Origin of the sequence: Brevundimonas vesicularis NBRC 12165 (assembly GCF_001592205.1) — a bacterium.
Taxonomy (GTDB): domain Bacteria; phylum Pseudomonadota; class Alphaproteobacteria; order Caulobacterales; family Caulobacteraceae; genus Brevundimonas; species Brevundimonas vesicularis.
Genome location: NZ_BCWM01000009.1, coordinates 33028 through 49798, shown reverse-complemented (window position 1 = coordinate 49798; position 16771 = coordinate 33028). Strand labels below are relative to the sequence as shown.

The 16771-nt window shown below is 64.3% G+C and carries 15 protein-coding genes; 11 read left to right on the top strand and 4 right to left on the bottom strand.

Annotation, left to right across the window (positions count from 1 at the left end; all coding sequences use genetic code 11):
- Positions 1 to 18 precede the first annotated feature (18 nt).
- On the top strand, positions 19 to 753 hold the full coding sequence (locus BVE01S_RS08635) for a sterol desaturase family protein (RefSeq protein WP_066626550.1): 735 nt from the start codon (positions 19 to 21) through the stop codon (positions 751 to 753).
- Positions 754 to 789: 36 nt separating this feature from the next.
- Here BVE01S_RS08635 and BVE01S_RS08630 read toward each other — a convergent pair whose 3' ends face one another.
- Entirely contained in the window at positions 790 to 2121 is a 1332-nt protein-coding gene (locus BVE01S_RS08630) for a sigma-54-dependent transcriptional regulator (RefSeq protein WP_066626548.1), read from the bottom strand.
- Positions 2121 to 3821 (bottom strand): sensor histidine kinase, encoded by a 1701-nt coding sequence (locus BVE01S_RS08625; RefSeq protein WP_244878371.1) that lies wholly within the window; start codon positions 3819 to 3821, stop codon positions 2121 to 2123. The genes BVE01S_RS08630 and BVE01S_RS08625 overlap by 1 nt, the downstream gene beginning before the upstream one ends.
- 370 nt (positions 3822 to 4191) lie before the next feature.
- Here BVE01S_RS08625 and BVE01S_RS08620 point away from each other — a divergent pair, with 370 nt between their 5' ends.
- Both BVE01S_RS08620 and BVE01S_RS08615 read left to right on the top strand, forming a co-directional pair.
- Positions 4192 to 5547 (top strand): dicarboxylate/amino acid:cation symporter, encoded by a 1356-nt coding sequence (locus BVE01S_RS08620; protein ID WP_088582140.1) that lies wholly within the window; start codon positions 4192 to 4194, stop codon positions 5545 to 5547.
- A gap of 102 nt (positions 5548 to 5649) precedes the next feature.
- Positions 5650 to 7056 carry an OprO/OprP family phosphate-selective porin gene (locus BVE01S_RS08615; protein ID WP_066626546.1) on the top strand — a complete coding sequence of 469 codons (1407 nt, stop codon included), beginning with the start codon at positions 5650 to 5652 and terminating at the stop codon, positions 7054 to 7056.
- A gap of 111 nt (positions 7057 to 7167) precedes the next feature.
- Here the strand turns inward: BVE01S_RS08615 and BVE01S_RS08610 are convergent, their stop codons facing one another.
- On the bottom strand, positions 7168 to 8520 hold the full coding sequence (locus tag BVE01S_RS08610; RefSeq protein ID WP_055804843.1) for an MFS transporter: 1353 nt from the start codon (positions 8518 to 8520) through the stop codon (positions 7168 to 7170).
- A 210-nt stretch (positions 8521 to 8730) separates the two neighbouring features.
- Between BVE01S_RS08610 and cyoA the strand changes: the two genes are divergently transcribed.
- The 7 genes from cyoA to BVE01S_RS08575 all read left to right on the top strand — a co-directional run bounded on the left by cyoA (position 8731) and on the right by BVE01S_RS08575 (position 15615).
- Complete coding sequence (cyoA, locus tag BVE01S_RS08605; protein ID WP_066626715.1) at positions 8731 to 9960, top strand: ubiquinol oxidase subunit II; 1230 nt, start codon at positions 8731 to 8733, stop codon at positions 9958 to 9960.
- A 13-nt stretch (positions 9961 to 9973) separates the two neighbouring features.
- Positions 9974 to 11977: a cytochrome o ubiquinol oxidase subunit I gene (gene cyoB / locus BVE01S_RS08600; RefSeq protein WP_066626539.1), complete on the top strand. Its 2004-nt coding sequence runs from the start codon at positions 9974 to 9976 to the stop codon at positions 11975 to 11977.
- A gap of 2 nt (positions 11978 to 11979) precedes the next feature.
- Positions 11980 to 12603 carry a cytochrome o ubiquinol oxidase subunit III gene (gene cyoC / locus BVE01S_RS08595; protein ID WP_039248366.1) on the top strand — a complete coding sequence of 208 codons (624 nt, stop codon included), beginning with the start codon at positions 11980 to 11982 and terminating at the stop codon, positions 12601 to 12603.
- Positions 12600 to 12995, top strand: coding sequence for a cytochrome o ubiquinol oxidase subunit IV (gene cyoD, locus BVE01S_RS08590; RefSeq protein ID WP_084375354.1), 396 nt, complete (start codon positions 12600 to 12602; stop codon positions 12993 to 12995). Before cyoC ends, cyoD begins: the two co-directional genes overlap by 4 nt.
- Positions 12996 to 13062: 67 nt before the next feature.
- Positions 13063 to 13761, top strand: a complete 699-nt coding sequence (locus BVE01S_RS08585) for an SURF1 family protein (RefSeq protein WP_066626537.1) — start codon at positions 13063 to 13065, stop codon at positions 13759 to 13761.
- Entirely contained in the window at positions 13758 to 15089 is a 1332-nt protein-coding gene (locus BVE01S_RS08580; RefSeq protein ID WP_084375353.1) for an ATP-binding protein, read from the top strand. Before BVE01S_RS08585 ends, BVE01S_RS08580 begins: the two co-directional genes overlap by 4 nt.
- Positions 15079 to 15615: a response regulator transcription factor gene (locus BVE01S_RS08575; RefSeq protein ID WP_066626535.1), complete on the top strand. Its 537-nt coding sequence runs from the start codon at positions 15079 to 15081 to the stop codon at positions 15613 to 15615. The genes BVE01S_RS08580 and BVE01S_RS08575 overlap by 11 nt, the downstream gene beginning before the upstream one ends.
- Here BVE01S_RS08575 and BVE01S_RS08570 read toward each other — a convergent pair.
- Complete coding sequence (locus BVE01S_RS08570; protein ID WP_066626533.1) at positions 15612 to 16049, bottom strand: HIT family protein; 438 nt, start codon at positions 16047 to 16049, stop codon at positions 15612 to 15614. The two genes, BVE01S_RS08575 and BVE01S_RS08570, sit on opposite strands and share 4 nt — an antisense overlap.
- 108 nt (positions 16050 to 16157) lie before the next feature.
- Between BVE01S_RS08570 and BVE01S_RS08565 the strand changes: the two genes are divergently transcribed.
- Entirely contained in the window at positions 16158 to 16517 is a 360-nt protein-coding gene (locus BVE01S_RS08565; RefSeq protein WP_066626531.1) for a phage holin family protein, read from the top strand.
- Positions 16518 to 16771 lie beyond the last annotated feature (254 nt).

Below are 16771 nucleotides of genomic sequence, written 5' to 3'. Positions count from 1 at the left end.
TTCGCCGTCTGTGCGCCCATGTTGAAGGACCTGTTCGTCACCACCCTCGCGCTCAGCCTGATCATCGGCGTGCGCTATCTGCTGGTCGGCGTCGTGACCCATGGCTTGCTGTGGGGCGGAGCGGGACGGGGGCGTCAGCTGAACCACAGGCCGCCGGCGGCGAAACGCATCCGCGCCGAAGTCGTAGCGTCCCTGATCGCCTGCCCGATCTACGGCTTGCCGGCCGCATTCGTCATCGAACTCTGGAAGCGCGGCGGGACGGCGATCTACAATGACATCCATGCCTGGCCGCTGTGGTGGCTGCCCGTCAGCTTTATCGTCTACATGCTGGCCCACGACGCCTTCTACTATTGGGTCCACCGCGGGCTGCACCACCCGCGCATCTTCCCCTGGGCCCACGCCGAACATCATCGGTCGCGCGATCCCAGCGCCTTCGCCTCCTTCGCCTTCGATCCGGCCGAAGCGATCGCCACAGCCTGGTTCCTGCCGGCCCTGACCCTCTTCATCCCCATTCATTGGGGCGTAGCGCTGGCGCTGCTGACTCTGATGACCGCCACGGCCGTGCTGAATCATGCGGGTCGGGAGGTCTGGCCCGCGTCCTGGCTGAAACGCGCCCCCCTGCGCTGGATGATCACCGCCACCCACCACGACGCGCACCACAAACGCTTCAACGGCAACTACGGCCTGTATTTCCAGATGTGGGACCGATGGGCAGGCAGCGAGATTTCTTCCGCTCGAAGGAAGAGAGGCTGAGACGCCACCGCTTTGAACCAGGATTGTCGGGCGTTCTCAGCGGAAGTCAGCGGGCTTTAGGCCATGCCGCTGCAGTTTGTCGTACAGCGTCTTTCTCGGAACCTGCATTTCGGCGAGCACTGCCGATATGTACCCACGATGGGACTGTAGCGCGTCGCGCAGCAGTTCGGCTTCGAATCTGTTGACGCGGTCGGGAAGGCTCAAGCCTTCATCGGGCGGGCGGATCGTGTCGTCGAGCGACAAGGCGACCCGTTCGGCGAAATGCGCCAGTTCGCGGATATTGCCGGGCCAGTCGGCCTCGACCAACAGGCGTCTTACGCTGTCGCTTATAGAGGGGGTGTCGACGCCGTGGCGGTCCGCAGCGCGACGCAGGAAGTGGGCGAACAGCAGGGGAATGTCTTCTCGCCGTTCGCGCAGAGGCGGTACGCGGAGCCGCACGACGTTCAGACGGTAATAGAGGTCTTCGCGAAAGGCGCCGGCTCGAGCGGCCTCGCCCAAATCGATCTTTGACGACGCCATGACACGCAAATCCAAGGCGCGGGGCTCGTTGGCTCCGATGGGATGGACCTCGCGTTCCTCTAGGACACGCAGAATCTTGACCTGAACGGCCAGAGGCATGCTCTCGACCTCGTCCAGAAACAATGAGCCGTTGTGCGCTCGTTCGACGTGCCCGACTCGGCGGCGCAAGGCTCCGGCGAAGGCGCCGAGTTCATGGCCAAACAGTTCGCTCTCGATCAGCCCGTCGGGCAGCGCGCCACAGTTGACGGCGACGAAAGGCGCCAATCGTCGCCGGCCGCCGTTGTGCAGGGCGCGCGCAACGGCCTCCTTTCCTGTCCCGGTTTCGCCTTCGATCAGCACGTCCATCCGGGCGTCGGCGATCTGAGTGATGGTGGCGCGGAGCGCGGTGATGGCGCGAGATGATCCCGCCAGGGGAAGTTCCTGTCCGCTGTCCGAGGCCATAGCCAGCAAGCGACGGTTTTCCAGCACCAGGCCGCGTTTTTCCAGCGCGCGGTTCAAGCTGTCTTGAAGGCGCTCAAACGGAAAGGGCTTGGCGACAAAGTCGTAGGCGCCGTCCTTCATCGCTGCGACGGCGTCGGCGATATCGCCATGGCCAGTGATCATGATGATCGGCAGGGCCGCGTCCAATGCCTGCAGGCGGCTGAGCAACTGGCGGCCATCAAGGCCGGGCATCCGCAGGTCGGTGATCACAACGCCCGGGAAATCGGCGTCGATCGCTCTCAATGCAGGTTCGGCCCCCGGAAAAGGGCGGACGTCGTAACCTTCCAAGGTCAGGCGCTCGACCAAGGCATGGCGGAAATCGGCGTCGTCCTCGATCAGGGCGACGGCAGTGGGGCGGGCAAACTCCATCATGCGATCCTCAACGTGGCGACAAAGGTCGCTCCGACGTCCTCGTCGACCAAGTCGAGCTCGCCGCCGAAACCGGCGATCAGATCTCGACAGATGACCAAACCCAAGCCGAGGCCATTTGCGCGTGTGGTGACAAAGGGCGTGAACAGTTGGGCGCGCACAGCGGGCGTGACGCCGGGACCATTGTCGGAAACGCTCAATCGAACACGGTCCTTATCGCGCGAGACTTTCAGCGTTAGTCGCGGCCGATCGCAGCCTTCCAGCGCTTCTGAGGCGTTCTTGACCAGATTGACGATCACCTGTTCCAGGCGAAAACGATCGGCGCGCACTTTCACGTTGGTGTCGCCCTCACGGATCAGCTCGACGCCGCCCTCGTCCAATCGGCCGCGCGTCAGCAGCAGGGCGCCGTGGATCGCGTCCTCCAGACGGACGATGCCGATTTTGGGATCTGACTTTCTGGAAAAGACCCTCAGGCCTTCGGTGATGGCGCCGATGCGCTGTGTCAGGTCGCTGATCCGCGCCAACGCGCCACGCGCCTTGGCGGGGTCGTCGCGGTCAAGCAGAACGCCGGCAGTCTCTGCCTGTGTCTGGATAGCGGCGACGGGTTGATTGATCTCGTGCGCCACGCTGGCGACGATCTGCCCCAGGGCGGCGAGTTTGCTGGCCTGAACCAATTCGTCCCGTAACAATTCTCGGGCGGTTTCTGCGCGGCGGCGTTCTTGAATCTGACGACTCAAAGCGGCGTTTGCATCTCGAAGTTCGCGAGTGCGCTCGTCGATGCGCCGTTCAAGGTCCAAACGTGCAGCTTCTTCCGCGCGCGCCCTCGCCAGGGCCTGCTGACGTCGGCGAAGCAGAAACGCGATCACCCCGCCCAAAACGACGAGAATGAGCGCAGCAAGCGTGCGGGCGGTCGTCACGGCTCCGTCGATCGCACCGCGCACCGGCGACAGCAAATGCAGGGTCCAGTTCGGCGTCGCGGTCGAGACCGCCGCATGCATCCAGGTCTGGTCTGTGCCATCGACAGTCATGCGCAACAATCGCGGGCGGTCGCCCGGAGGCGTGACGAAGGGAAGGGGATGCAGGGCCTCAGGTTCAAGCGTCTGGTCCGTCAACGTCAGCCGTCGACGGCCTTCGTCCAACGGTCTTATCGTGCGAAAGCGCCAGGTCGAATTGCTGGTGACCAGGACCACGCCGCCTGGGTCGACGACAAAAGCCGATTCGCCAGACGCCCGCCATTCGGCCTCCAATGCAGTGAACTCGACCTTCACGACCACCACGCCGAGCGCTCGACCATCCGGCTGATCGATGCGGCGCGCCAGATAGAGGCCAGGGCGCCGCGAAACCGTTCCTAGGGCGAAGAACTCGGCCTGTCCGTTCTCCATGGCGTTGATGAAGTAGGGCCTGAATCCATAGTCGGTGCCGACGAAACTGGTGGGCAGACGCCAGTTGCTGGCGGCGCGCGTGATGCCGTCGCTTCCAATGACGTAGATGGCTGCTGCGCGTGTCTGGCGAGCCAGCTCCTCCAGCCTACGATTGACGACGGCGCTGTTGGGCTGAGGACGGTCTGAAAGCAGGGTTGCTATGTCTGGGTCGCCCACAAGGGCCGCCGGCAACGAGCGATGTTTCTCGAGCTCGCTGCGCAACACCGCGGCATGAAGCGCCGCGGACGCCTCGGCCTGTCGCGCCAGTTCTTGCGTCATATCTCTTCGGGCGGTTTCGCCTACCCCGAAAGAAACGATCGCGACAATAAGCGCCCAGCCCGCGATCAGGGCAGGCCAAAGCCGCCCCGAGCGTTTGAAGAAGCCGGCAGCAAGGGAGAACGTCGCCATTCGGCTATTGTGCGGATTATCGCACTATCCGGCTACAGTTTTGAGTGGAGAACCGCACAAACGGGGTCGCCGGCTGACGTTGGTACATAAGAATAGAACGGAAACTCAATAGGATGAGCTGAATTGGAGGCGCGATTTTTTTTAACGGCGATTGGGCGGATGGTTGTCGAAGGGACTGCGACGAAGATCGCACCCGTCGAGGAAACCGCGAGATTCAGGTCTCGCTCATCAGGAGCCTATCGTGATCCAGATATCGTCAGAGGCCGCGCCGGTGGTCCGCAAGCCCTTCTACCGGCATCTCTATTTCCAGGTTCTGTTGGCGATCCTCGCCGGCGGCCTGATCGGGCATTTCTGGCCGACGTTCGGCGAGAGCCTGAAGCCGCTGGGCGACGCCTTCATCAAACTGGTGAAGATGATCATCGCGCCGGTGATCTTCCTGACTATCGTCACGGGCATCGCAGGGATGCGCGACATCGGCCGGGTCGGCCGCGTCGCCGCTAAGGCCTTCGCCTACTTCCTGACCTTTTCGACCCTGGCCCTGATCATCGGCATGATCGTGGCCAATCTGGTCCAACCGGGCCACGGCCTGAACATCGACCCCGCAAGCCTGGATGCGAGCGCAGTCACCAAATATTCCGACCAGGCGCATGAGACGACCATCGTCGGCTTTCTGACTGGCATAATCCCCGACACCTTCGTCAGCGCCTTCTCCGAGGGCAATATCCTGCAGGTGCTGTTCGTCTCGGTCCTGTTCGGGCTTGCGCTGGCCATGGTCGGCGACGTGGGCAAGCCGGTGCTGAGCTTCTTGGAGTCGATTAGCGTCGCCTTCTTCAAGCTAGTCGCCATTCTGATGAAGGCCGCGCCTATCGGCGCCTTCGGCGCCTTCGCCTTCACAATCGGCAAATACGGCATCGGTTCGATCGCCAATCTGGCCGCCCTGGTCGCCACCTTCTATGTGACCGCCGCCATCTTCGTGGTCGGGGTTCTGGGCCTGGTCGGCTGGGCCAACGGCTTCAACATTCTGAAGCTGATCCGCTATCTGAAGGAAGAACTGTTGCTGGTGCTGGGCACCTCGTCGTCCGAAGCCGCCCTGCCAAGCCTGCTGCAGAAGATGGAGCGCGCCGGCGCCGCGAAATCCGTGGTCGGTCTGGTCGTGCCTACCGGCTATTCGTTCAATCTGGACGGCACCAATATCTATATGACGATGGCCGCCCTGTTCATCGCCCAGGCGCTGAACATCGACCTGAGCCTGCAGGATCAGATCGTGCTTCTGCTGGTCGCCATGCTTAGCTCAAAAGGCGCGGCGGGCATCACCGGCGCCGGCTTCATCACTCTGGCTGCCACCCTGTCTGTGGTCCCGGCCGTGCCGGTCGCGGGCATGGCGCTGATCCTCGGCATCGACCGCTTCATGAGCGAGTGCCGCGCCCTGACAAACTTCATCGGCAATGCGGTCGCCACCATTGTCGTGGCCCGTTGGGAAGGCGAATTGGACCGCGATGCGCTGAAGGCCGCGCTGAACGGCGAGCCTCGCCCGCTGGCGGCGCTGCCCGACCCGGCGGCCGGTCCCGGCGATAAGGCCGTTCTGGCCGCCGACTGATCGTGTCTGGAAGAGCAGGGGGTTCGAATGCCGCCTGTCTTTCCTTCAGCCAATGAAGCCTCGTTAGGCTCATCCGGAAATCGCGCATTTCAGGTGCATCAAATGACCCTTCTCCGTTCGCTCGCAGCGGGTGTCGGCTTGGCCGCGCTCGCCTCCTCAGCCTTCGCCCAGTCGGCTCCTTCCACCGAAGAAGTGGCGACCTTGCGCGCCCAGGTTCAGGCCCTTTCGGCCCGTCTCGAGCAGCTTGAGGCCCAGTCTCGGGCATCGGCTGCCGCGCTTGTGGCTCCCGTCGTCGCAGGAACACCCTCCAGCGTCGCGGCGCCGATGCCGGTCCAGACCGCGGCTGCAACCACGCCCGCCCCAGCCGCGCCCGCCGCGGTCGATTGGGCCACAGGCCTGCCCGAGATGCGCAGCCCCGACGGCGGCTTCACCTTCAAGCCTCGCATCCGCGTCACGGCCGACCTGTCCACCACCTTCGGTTCGGACGACGACAGCCGCAACTTGACCACCACGGAACTGCGCGGGCTACGGCTCGGCGCCCAAGGCAAGACGCCTGGCGGCTTCAGCTACTGGATCGAAGGCGATATCGCCGACAATGCGGTCAGCGTCGCCAATGCCTTCATCGCCTATAGCCGCAAGCTGGGTGGTCGCGATCTGGAGATCTCCGCCGGTCAGCGCCTGAACGATCGCGGCGTCGAGGGCGGCACGGCGGAGGACCAGACGCCCTTCCTGGAGCGCAGTTTGATGGCCAGCACTGTCGGCCCCGAGCGCGGCGCCTACGGGGTGGGGGTCACTTCGAAACTGGTCGGCAACGTCTGGCACGGCTCTCTGTCCGTCACCGGGGACGCAATCAGCAGCGGCACGACCAATGACTCGGTTACTGTCATGGCCCGCACCCACTGGTCGCCGTTCAAGACGGAGGCCGGCCATCTGCATCTGGGCGGCTGGGGTTTTGTCGAAGACCTGACGCCCAACGCCGTCGTCGCATCGCGCAGCCTGGTGGTCTCGTCGCGCGGCAACGACAATCTGCGGCTTTTGGCCGGCGCCTATGCTGATCCCAAGGGCAGCAAGGGCCTGGGCCTGGAACTGGGCGGAGTCCAAGGCTCAGGATGGCTGATGGTCGAGGGCGGCCGACGCGTGCTGGAGACGGCGGCGCGAAACTATGACCAGGACGCATACAGCGTCTCGGCGGGGCTCTTCCTGACGGGTGAAAAGCCTCCGCTCTCGACCAAAACCGGCACATGGGGGCGTCCCAAGGTGCTGAACCCGCTCGGCGCCGACGGCTACGGCGCTGTGGAGATCGTCGGTCGTTACGACACCGCCGACTACAGCGACAACCCGACTGGAGGCGAGGGCGAAACCTGGCTGTTGGGTATCAACTGGTATCCGACCAACAACACCCGCGTCTCAACCCACTGGAGCGCCTGGTCGATCAACAACCGAAGTGGAGCCATCCTCGGCGGCGACAGCGGCGACACCGTGACCCTGCGCGTTCAAACCGCCTTCTAGAACGAAACGAACTTCCGCGGTGGTCGCATAAGCGGCCTTCTCGCCGCCGTAACGACAAACGGCCCGCAGGAGACTGCGGGCCGTATTCTTATTGTGCCTGTTGATCCTGGATCAGGCCGTCTTGGCGCGATCCTTGTCGGAGGAGCTGCGGGCCAATTCGCGGTTCAGCCATAGGGCCACGAGGGTGCAGATGGCGCCCGACAGCAGATAGGCGCCGGCGGCGATCAGGCCGAACTGGCTGGAGATCCACAGGGCCGCGAGGGGCGCAAAGCCCGCGCCGAACAGCCAGGCCAGGTCCGAAGTCAGGGCCGACGAGGTATAGCGGTTGGTCAGGCTGAAGCTGGAGGCCACCGGGCCCGAGGCCTGGCCAAACGACAGACCCAGCAGGATGAAGCCGGAGATCATGAAGGTCAGCTCGCCGACCGGGCCGCCGTTCAGCAGTTGCGGCGCAAAGCCGGAGAAGGCGGCGATGCCGGCGGCGGTAATCGCCAGCAAGGTGCGGCGGCCGTAGCGGTCGGCCAGAATGCCCGAGGCCAGGATGGCCAGCAGACCGAAGACCGCGCCCACCATCTCGATCAGCAGGAAGCGCACCGGCGTTTCCTTGGTGAACAGGAACACCCAAGACAGCGGGAAGACGGTGACCATGTGGAACATGGCGAAGCTGGCCAGCGGGGCGAAGGCGCCGATGGCGATCTTGGGGCCTTCGTCGCGCAGGGCCTGGCTGATCGGCGTGGGTTGCAGTTCGCGCGTTTCGAATAGCTTCTGGAAGGCTGGCGTCACCACGATGCGCAGGCGCGCGAACAGGGCCACGACGTTGATGGCGAAGGCGACGAAGAACGGATAGCGCCAGCCCCAATCCAGGAAGTCAGGGGCCGAGAGCGTGTTCAGGAAGAAGGCGAACAGGGCCGAGGCCACCAGCAGGCCGATGGGCGCGCCGAGTTGCGGGATCATGGCGTACCAGCCGCGCTTCTTCTCGGGCGCGTTCAGCGCGAGCAGCGAGGCCAGACCGTCCCAGGTGCCGCCCAGCGCGACGCCCTGGCCGATACGGGTCAGGGCCAGCAGCACCGGCGCCCACATGCCAATGCTCTCATATCCCGGGATGAAGGCCACCGACACGGTCGAGGTCCCCAGCAGCAGCAGGGCGGTCGTCAGCTTGGCGCCGCGCCCGAACTTGCGGTCGATGGCGATGAACAGGACGGTCCCCAGCGGCCGAGCCAGGAAAGCCAGGGCGAAGACAGCGAATGAGAGCAGGGTGCCGCCCACCGCGCCCGCATAGGGGAAGATCAACTGCGGGAAAACGACCACCGAAGCGATGGCGTAAACAAAGAAGTCGAAAAACTCGGAAGTTCGGCCGATAATGACGCCGATGGCGATCTCGCCGGCGTCAACCTTGCCATGGCCCGTGTGAAGGGCGGCGGCGTCGCGTTCCAGCGACTCTGACGAAGGGGTCGTCGAGGCGGACATGGGCTTGGTCGCTCCGTGTGAGACTGAATTATCGGCCGTACGGCAGGTCGCCGCATTATGACCGGGCGCCCTTTGCGATGAAAGCGGCCTCGTGAGGATAGGACATATTGCCCAATGTCGTTCCTGATTGAAGCTGAGTATCCCGCCGCCTACGAACGCCAACCGTCGCGGCGCCTCCCCTTCGCCCGACGCTTTTCGATTGGATCCGCCTTGCGCCGTCTGCGCCTTCTTTTGCTCGCGCCCATCGTGGCCCTGCTGTCGGCCTGCAACCTGGTCGTCCTCAACCCTGCCGGCGACGTCGCGTCCCAGCAGGGCGATCTGCTGATGATCTCGACCCTGCTGATGCTGATCATCATCGTGCCGGTGATGGGTCTGATCGTCTTCTTCGCCTGGAAGTATCGGGCGTCGAACAAGGAGGCCGAGGCTGACTACCGTCCCGACTGGGATCACTCCACGTCGCTCGAGCTGGTCATCTGGGCCGCGCCGCTGATGATCATCATCTGCCTGGGCGCCCTGACCTGGGCCGGCACGCACCTGCTGGACCCCTATCGTCCGATCGACCGGATCAAGCCGGGCCAAGCCGTCGAGGAAAGCGTCGAGCCGTTGCAGGTCAATGTCGTCGCGCTCGACTGGAAGTGGATGTTCATCTACCCGCAGTACGGCGTCGCCACCGTCAATGAACTGGCCGCGCCGGTTGACCGTCCGATCCGTTTCCACATCACCTCGTCCTCGGTGATGAACAGCTTCTACATTCCCGCCCTGGCCGGTCAGATCTACGCCATGCCGGGCATGGAGACGAAGCTTCACGCCGTCATCAACCGTCCGGGCGAATACGAAGGCTTCTCGGCCAACTATTCCGGCGACGGCTTCTCGCACATGCGCTTCGCCTTCCACGGCCTGGATCAGTCCGGGTTCGACCAATGGATCGCCGGCGTGCGCCAGGGCGGCCAGACGCTGGACCGCGATCGCTATCTGGAGCTGGAAAAGCCCAGCGAGAAGGTGCCGGTCATGCGCTTCGGCGCCGTGGACGGCGCGCTGTGGGACGCGATCCTCAACATGTGCGTCGAGCCGGGCAAGATGTGTATGGGCGAGATGATGGCCATCGACAAACAGGGCGGCCTGTCCATGGCGTCGGTGCGCAACACCATGCCGCTGGTCTATGACAAATACGCCGGTCGCGGAAAATCGCCCGCCTATTTTGGCTCCAACGACAGCTACGTCATGACGATCTGCACCCCGCTGCAGGCCGAAGCGGCGGCCGCCGACCGCATGCGCCGCGCCGAACTGGATACGGTCGCCGGACCGACCAGCCTGGAGCGCCTGACCGGGCAGGGGTTGTCGCCCGGTCAGACACCGATGGCCTCGCTGACGACGCTGGCCCGCAATCCCTTCGCCACGGGGCCGGTTCCGACCGACGTCCGTTCCGCCCCCAACGCCTGAGCGAACACAGTCGATGAACGCTGATCAACTCATTCCGCTAATCTTCGGGCGCCTCACGCTTGAGGCTCTGCCGTTGCACGAGCCGATCCTGGTCGTGACAATGTCGGTCGTGCTGCTGGGCGGTCTCGCCCTGTTCGGCGCCCTGACCTATTTCAAGCTGTGGGGCTATCTCTGGAAGGAATGGTTCACCACGGTGGACCACAAGAAGATCGGGATCATGTACATGATCCTGGGTCTGATCATGTTCGTGCGCGGCTTCGCCGACGCCATCATGATGCGCCTGCAACAGGCGATGGCCTTCGGCGGGTCCGAAGGTTATCTGAACGCGCACCACTATGATCAGATATTCACCGCCCACGGCGTGATCATGATCTTCTTCGTGGCCATGCCGCTGGTGACGGGCATCATGAACTATGTCGTGCCGCTGCAGATCGGCGCGCGCGACGTGTCCTTCCCCTTCCTGAACAACTTCAGCTTCTGGATGACCACGGCCGGCGCCATCATCGTCATGGCCTCGCTGTTCGTGGGCGAGTTCGCGCGCACCGGCTGGCTGGCCTATCCGCCGCTGTCGGGCATCGGTTACAGTCCCGGCGTCGGCGTCGACTATTACATATGGGCGTTGCAGATCGCGGGGGTCGGGACCACGCTGTCCGGCATCAACCTGATCGCGACGATCGTGAAGATGCGCGCGCCCGGCATGGGTATGATGAAGATGCCGGTCTTCACCTGGACCTCGCTGTGCACCAACGTGCTGATCGTGGCGTCCTTCCCGGTCCTGACCGCCGTCCTGGCCCTGCTGACGCTGGACCGTTACGTCGGCACCAACTTCTTCACGAACGACTTCGGCGGCAACCCGATGATGTACGTGAACCTGATCTGGATCTGGGGTCACCCCGAGGTCTACATCCTGATCCTGCCGCTGTTCGGCGTCTTCTCGGAGATCGCCTCGACCTTCTCGGGCAAGAAGCTGTTCGGCTATACCTCCATGGTCTACGCCACCGTCGTCATCACGATCCTGTCCTACCTGGTCTGGCTGCACCACTTCTTCACCATGGGCTCGGGCGCCTCGGTGAACAGCTTCTTCGGCATCACGACGATGATCATCTCGATCCCGACGGGCGCGAAGATCTTCAACTGGCTGTTCACGATGTACCGTGGGCGCATCCGGTTCGAACTGCCGATGATGTGGCTGGTCGCCTTCATGCTGACCTTCGTGATCGGCGGGATGACAGGCGTGCTGCTGGCGGTGCCGCCGGCCGACTTCGTGCTGCACAACTCGCTGTTCCTGGTCGCCCACTTCCACAACGTCATCATCGGCGGCGTGCTGTTCGGCCTGTTCGCGGCCATCAACTTCTGGTGGCCCAAAGCCTTCGGCTTTAAGCTGGACAAGACGTGGGGCCTGATCAGCTTCTGGTGCTGGGTGCCCGGCTTCTGGCTGGCCTTCCTGCCGCTGTATGTCCTGGGCCTGATGGGCGTGACGCGCCGGATGCGGGTGTTCGACGATCCGTCGCTGCAGATATGGTTCGTGATCGCCGCCATCGGCGCGGGCGTCATCGCCGTGGGCATCGCCGCCATGTTCATCCAGTTCGCCGTGTCGATCATCAACCGCGACAAGCTGCGCGACACGACGGGCGACCCGTGGGGCGGCCGCACGCTGGAGTGGGCGACTTCGTCGCCGCCGCCAGCCTACAATTTCGCCGCCACGCCCTACGTCCATGACGCCGACGCCTGGTGGGACATGAAGAAGCAGGGCTATCAGCGTCCGCTGAGCGGCTACAAGGCGATCCACATGCCCTCGAACACGGGGGCGGGGATCATCATCTCGGGCCTGTGCCTGGTGATGGGTCTGGCCTTGATCTGGTACATCTGGTGGCTGGCCGCCATCAGCTTCATCGGGGTGCTGGCCGTCTCGATCGGCCATACCTTCAACTACAAGCGCGACTATTACATCCCCGAGGATGAGGTCCGCGCGACAGAAGAGGCGCGCACCCGCGCCCTGGCCGGAACGGAGGCCTGATCATGAGCGCGACTGCGACCGAGATCGACCGGACCGTCTTCCACCTGGAAGAGGAGCCGCACCACGAGGAAGGCTCCAGCACCATGCTGGGCTTCTGGCTCTATCTGATGAGCGACTGCCTCATCTTTGCGATGCTGTTCGCCGTGTTCGGCGTGCTGGGCGGCAACTACGCCGCCGGGCCGGGGCCCAAGGAGCTGTTCGACCTGGAGCTGGTGGCGATCAACACCGCCATGCTGCTGTTCTCGTCGATCACCTATGGCTTCGCCATGCTGGCGATGGATCGGAACAACCAGCGTCAGACGCTGGTCTGGCTGGCGATCACCGGCCTGTTCGGCCTGGCGTTCCTGGGGATCGAACTCTACGAGTTCGCGCACCTGATCCATGAGGGCGCGACTCCGCAACGCAGCGCCTTCCTGTCGGCCTTCTTCACCCTGGTGGGCACCCACGGCCTGCACGTCACCTTCGGCATCATCTGGCTGGTGACGCTGATGGTTCAGGTCAGCATGAAGGGCCTGATCCCCGCCAACAAACGCCGCCTGATGTGCCTGTCGATGTTCTGGCACTTCCTTGACGTCATCTGGATCGGCGTTTTCACCTTCGTCTATCTGCTGGGCATGCTGCGATGAGCGCCGACATGAACGACCATTCGCCGGAGTCTCACGAGACCGACCGCCTGGGCCACGAGGGGCACAATCACGGCTCCTTCAAGAGCTACATGATCGGCTTCGTGCTGTCAGTGATCCTGACGGCCATCCCGTTCGCCCTGGTCATGACCGGCGTCCTGCCGACCCAGGCGACGGCCCTGATCGTCATGGGCTTCGCCGTGGTGCAGATCGTGGTCCACATGATCTACTTCCTGCACATGAACTCCAAGTCCGAGGGCGGCTGGATCATGCTGGCGCTGATCTTCACCATCATCGTGGTTGTCATCGCCCTGTCGGGTTCGCTGTGGGTCATGTACCACTTGAACACCAACATGATGCCCATGACGCACGACATGGCGCAGATGGGCGGCTGAGGTCGAGATCACGGATCCATCCTCAGTCCCGGCCGGCGGCAAGGCCAGACGTTCGCGATCCGTCCGCATGGCGGTCGTGGTCGTGGGCGTGGCGTTGTTTGTCGGCTTTCTGGCGCTGGGCGGGTGGCAGGTTCAGCGCCTGGCCTGGAAGACTAATCTGATCGCCCAGGTGGATGCGCGCGTTCACGCGGCCGCCGTCCCAGCGCCTCGCCCGACCCAATGGGCCGGCGTGACGCGCGACAAGGATCAGTACCGCCGCGTCACGGTTCACGGTCGACTCCTGCATGACAAGGAAACCCTGGTTCAGGCGGTGACCGACGCCGGCGGTGGCTTCTGGGTCATGACGCCCCTGGTTGACGACCGGGGCTTCACCGTCCTGATCAATCGGGGCTTCGTGCCGGCAGGCCGACGGGATCCGGCCGTGCGCGCCGATGGTCAGGTCGACGGGCCGCAGAGTGTGACGGGACTGCTCCGGATCACCGAGCCGAAGGGCGGCTTCCTGCGCGCCAATGATCCCGTCGGTGATCGCTGGCGCTCTCGTGACGTCGCGGCGATCGCTGCGCGGCGCGGCCTGTCGACCGTCGCGCCCTATTTCATTGATGCGGACGCCAGTCCGAACCCAGGCGGATGGCCGCGCGGAGGGCTGACGGTGATCCGGTTCGCCAACAGCCATCTCGTCTATGCCTTGACCTGGTTCGGCATGGCGCTGCTGACCCTGGTCGGTCTGTGGCTGTTCCTGCGCGACGGCAGGGGCAACAGGTCGTGACGACGACAACTTTACAAAGGCTACTGGGCCTGGGGCTCAGAGGTGGTGTCGCGACCCACGGCGGGGCCAACCGCCGCAACATGCTGCTGCTGATCCAGTTGCGCTGGCTGGCGGTCGCCGGGCAGGTGGCGACGATCCTGCTGGTCCAGTACGTGATGCGGATCCCGCTGCCGGTGCTGTGGTTGCTGGCGGCGCCGGCGGGTTTGGTGCTGGTCAATCTGGTCAGCGCGCCGTTGACCGTTCGCACGCAGGAGGTCGAGGACCAGGCGCTGATGATCGCCCTTCTGGCGGATGTGGCGGCCCTGACCTGGCTGCTTTTCCTGACCGGGGGCGCGGCCAATCCGTTCGTGGCGCTGTATCTGCTGCAAGTCGTTCTTGGGGCCGTGCTGCTGGCGCCGGTCTATGCCTGGGCGCTGATCGCCATCACCAGCCTGTGTTTCGCCGGGCTGGGCCTGCATTCCCGCCCGCTGAACCTGCCGCCGGCGCGCGAGGATTCGCTGCTCAGCCTCTATCTTCAGGGCAGTTTGATCTGTTTCGTGCTGATGGCCGTGCTGCTGGTGCTGTTCGTCACCCGGATCAGCCAGAACCTGCGCGAGCGCGACGCCTCTATGGCCGCCCTGCGACAACAGACGGCAGAGCATGATCATATCGTCCGCATGGGCCTGCTGGCGTCGGGCGCAGCGCATGAGCTGGGAACACCGTTGGCTTCGCTGTCGGTGATCCTCAGCGACTGGAAGCGGATGCCGGCCCTGACCCAGGACGCCGACCTGGCCCAGGACATGACGGTGATGCGGGCCGAGGTCGAACGCTGCAAGGCCATCGTCACCGGCATTCTGATGTCGGCCGGCGAGGCGAGGGGACAGGCGCCTGAGCGCACCACCTTGCGCGCCTTCGTCGCCGATGTGGTGGCCAGCTGGAGCGGCGACGGTGTGGCGGTGCAGATCCGCGACGAGCTGGCCCAGAACCCATCAATCATCGCCGACCCGGCCCTGCGTCAGGTGCTGGGCGTGCTGTTCGACAATGCGGTCGAGGCCGGAGCGAGCCGCATCACCGTGACCACGACACGCACGGACGAGGATTTCGGCATCGCGGTCCGCGACGACGGACCGGGCTTCCCGCCGGCGATCCTTCAGGCTTGGGGCAAGCCTTACAACTCGACCAAGCCCAGGCCCGGCGCCGGTCTTGGCCTCTTTCTGCTCATGAATGTGATCCGGTCGCTGGGCGGACGGGTAGAAGCCTCCAATCCCCCGGCGGGCGGCGCAGAAGTGCGTCTGACCCTACCGCTTTCGGCGTTGGCTCCGACGGACGAGATCGCGCATGACCGATGACGCCAGATTGCTGCTGATCGTCGAGGACGACGAGTCGTTTTCGACCACCCTGCGACGCTCGTTCGAACGGCGTGGCTATACGGTCGTCAGCGCCGCCAGTCCCGACCAGATGACCGAGGTTCTGAAGACGCATCGCCCCGGCTATGCGGTCGTCGATTTGAAGCTGGGTGGCCATTCCGGCCTGACCTGCGTCGAGGCTCTTCACGCCTTCGACCCCGAGATGAACATCGTCGTCCTGACCGGCTTCGCCAGCATCGCTACGGCGGTCGAGGCGATCAAGCTGGGCGCCCGGCACTATTTGGCCAAGCCCGCCAGCACCGATGACATCGAAACCGCGTTCGGCCGGGCGGACGGCGACGCCGAGACGCCGCTGGGCACGCGCCCCACTTCGATCAAGACGTTGGAGTGGGAGCGGATCCACGAGACGCTGGTGGAGACCGACTTCAACATCTCAGAGGCGGCGCGCCGGCTGGGCATGCACCGCCGCACCCTGGCGCGAAAGCTGGAAAAGCGCCGCGTCACCTAGTCCAGTTCGGCCGCGATCCGGTCGGCCAGCGCTTGCAACGTCGCCGTATCCGCCATCGGCGCATGGCCGTGACCCTTCATCTCGCGATCGGCCCAGCGCGGCACGATGTGGAAATGCAGATGGAAGACCGTCTGTCCGCCCGCCTCGCCGTTGAACTGCAGGATCGACAGGCCTTCAGGCTTCAGCGCTTTCTCGACCGCCTTGGCCGTGCGTTGCAGGGCGGCGGTCACGCGGGCCAGCAGTTCGGGCGCGATCTCCAGCAGATTACGCGCCTGGGACTGTTTGGCGATGATCAGGATGTGGCCTTCCGATTGGGGAAACACGTCCATGAAGGCCAGGACGTGGTCGTCCTCCCACACCTTCACCGACGGAATGTCGCCGCGCAGGATCTTGGCGAAGATGTTGTTGGTGTCATAGGCGCCGTGCAGGCTCATGGGCGGTCTCCGTGCGGTTCGGACCTTCGATAGCAGCGCCGTCTGCTAAGGGGGAGCCTTCGTCCACCTCGTGCATTATGGTCACGCTTGAACGTAACGAGGGCCGTCATGATCCGTTTCATCATCCAAGCGCTGGTCACCATGGCGGGCCTTTGGCTGTCCGCCCAGATCGTGCCGGGCGTCGATTTCACCAGCACCGGATCGCTGATCGCGGCCGCTATCATTCTGGGCCTGGTCAACGCCTTTGTGCGGCCGATCCTGGTCGTGCTGACCTTCCCGATTACCGTCGTGACCCTTGGACTGTTCCTGCTGGTCGTGAACGCCGCAATGATCGGGCTGACCTCCATCTTGCTGGACGGCTTCCGCGTCGACGGCCTGTGGGCCGGCATCGGTGCGGCCATCGTGACCGGCGTCGTCAGCTGGATCGCCGGCGCCTTCATCGGCGGCGGTGAAGAGGCGCGGGGCTGATAGACGAAGCTTGTTGGGCTGCCAAAGCCTAGGTCGTGGGCGCCCTGTAGGACGCCGCCGTCTCGATGATGAGGACCAAGCTGAGCATGTCCTTTGCGATCAGCCGAAGGCCACTGTGACCATTGCAGCATGGGGGCGGTATCGGGGTTCCGATCGCAGTCACCGTCCAACCCGCACGAGTGAACGCCGCAGTCGACTGGATGACGATGCGAGGCGGTCGCGACAAGGTACAGGTTAAGGGCGCGATTGGCTCG

Bases quoted from the DNA above. Each gene is read 5' to 3' on its own strand.
- BVE01S_RS08635 (WP_066626550.1), top strand. From the start codon at position 19: ATGTTGAAGGACCTGTTCGTCACCACCCTCGCGCTCAGCCTGATCATC.
- BVE01S_RS08630 (WP_066626548.1), bottom strand. From the start codon at position 2,121: ATGGAGTTTGCCCGCCCCACTGCCGTCGCCCTGATCGAGGACGACGCC.
- BVE01S_RS08625 (WP_244878371.1), bottom strand. From the start codon at position 3,821: ATGACGCAAGAACTGGCGCGACAGGCCGAGGCGTCCGCGGCGCTTCAT.
- BVE01S_RS08615 (WP_066626546.1), top strand. From the start codon at position 5,650: ATGACCCTTCTCCGTTCGCTCGCAGCGGGTGTCGGCTTGGCCGCGCTC.
- BVE01S_RS08610 (WP_055804843.1), bottom strand. From the start codon at position 8,520: ATGTCCGCCTCGACGACCCCTTCGTCAGAGTCGCTGGAACGCGACGCC.
- cyoB (WP_066626539.1), top strand. From the start codon at position 9,974: ATGAACGCTGATCAACTCATTCCGCTAATCTTCGGGCGCCTCACGCTT.
- cyoC (WP_039248366.1), top strand. From the start codon at position 11,980: ATGAGCGCGACTGCGACCGAGATCGACCGGACCGTCTTCCACCTGGAA.
- cyoD (WP_084375354.1), top strand. From the start codon at position 12,600: ATGAGCGCCGACATGAACGACCATTCGCCGGAGTCTCACGAGACCGAC.
- BVE01S_RS08585 (WP_066626537.1), top strand. From the start codon at position 13,063: ATGGCGGTCGTGGTCGTGGGCGTGGCGTTGTTTGTCGGCTTTCTGGCG.
- BVE01S_RS08575 (WP_066626535.1), top strand. From the start codon at position 15,079: ATGACCGATGACGCCAGATTGCTGCTGATCGTCGAGGACGACGAGTCG.
- BVE01S_RS08570 (WP_066626533.1), bottom strand. From the start codon at position 16,049: ATGAGCCTGCACGGCGCCTATGACACCAACAACATCTTCGCCAAGATC.
- BVE01S_RS08565 (WP_066626531.1), top strand. From the start codon at position 16,158: ATGATCCGTTTCATCATCCAAGCGCTGGTCACCATGGCGGGCCTTTGG.